Origin of the sequence: Mesorhizobium sp. M7A.F.Ca.CA.003.01.2.1, from assembly GCF_003998945.1 — a bacterium.
GTDB lineage: Bacteria > Pseudomonadota > Alphaproteobacteria > Rhizobiales > Rhizobiaceae > Mesorhizobium > Mesorhizobium ciceri.
Genome location: NZ_RZRA01001346.1, coordinates 1 through 1066 on the forward strand (window position 1 = coordinate 1; position 1066 = coordinate 1066).

Sequence of the window (1066 nt, forward strand, 5' to 3'; positions counted from 1 at the left end):
CGCCTTGAACGACCGGGCGAACGCGTTGCCGGATAGGATGAGACGTTTCGGTTTTCGGGGCCGACCCCTCGTTGCCGGCAGGCGGCGAGTAATCATTCCCTCTGAGCTTTGAATTTCCTTCTGCGGTTCCTTCTGAAACGTTCTCTCTAAATGCCCCTCGGTTTTCCGTTGGGGTAGTCCCTTGGCTTTTCGTGGGGGTAGCCCCTTGGTGTTCCGTGGGGGTCACCTTCCTGCCCCCTCGGTTTTCCGTGGGAGTTGCCCCCACACTTTTCCGTGGGAGTGCCTTTTGCGACACTGGTGGGTCGGACGGTTCCCAGTCGAGGTTGAGAGTAATGCGCATACCTTTGGCATTGCCGGGGGAGTGCTCTACCGTGATGAAACCCTCGGCCTCTAACCACTGGATATGCCCTCGGGCTTGCGTTTCCTTCGGCCCGCTCGCCTGCATTATCTGCCTGTAGGTGAGCCAGCACGTGCTCACGCCCCAGTTCACGGTTTTGTCGATGATGATCAGGATCGTGTCTCGCGTGCCCACCGGTATGTAGTGACGCCAGACGCGGATGTATTGCCGCATGATGCCCTGTTGGGAAATCGTGCGAGACAATGGCCAATTCTCCGGCCTGTAGTGGCTGTGCATCCGCCATTCCTTTTGGTCCGGCTGCTGCACTGGCTCTGTCGTGTCGATGTCTGGGGGATTGTTGGTGTTGTCCGCGTCGGTGGTGGCATCGGCGGATTGAGGGCGTGAATAGGCTAGGTGAGGGGACATTTGGTCTATTCCTTGGTCTGAGAGGGGCGGCACCGCCATCCGACCAAGGAAAAATGCGGCACCGCCCCTGTTGACAGTCCACGCGGCGCAGCGTGAACCAGCGCACCCCATATCTACCATGAGCGTGGTCAAATCGACAGTGCTTCTGAAGTGTAATCGGCAGGAAAAGTTTGCAACAAGTTGCAAAATCAAAGCAATGTGTTGACGAAGACTTCGTATGGCAGTGCGAAAGCTTCTGGGCCAGACGTGCGCTCGTGTTGCTATTCGGGCGAACTGTGCCAGACTCCCGGTCGTGGTCAAAAC

1 protein-coding gene is annotated in these 1066 nt (G+C 57.7%); it reads right to left on the reverse strand.

What is annotated here, in order from left to right:
* On the reverse strand, window positions 1-634 hold a 634-nt coding region (locus EN969_RS35670; protein WP_206525302.1), incomplete at its 3' end, for a hypothetical protein.
* Window positions 635-1066: the final 432 nt, after the last annotated feature.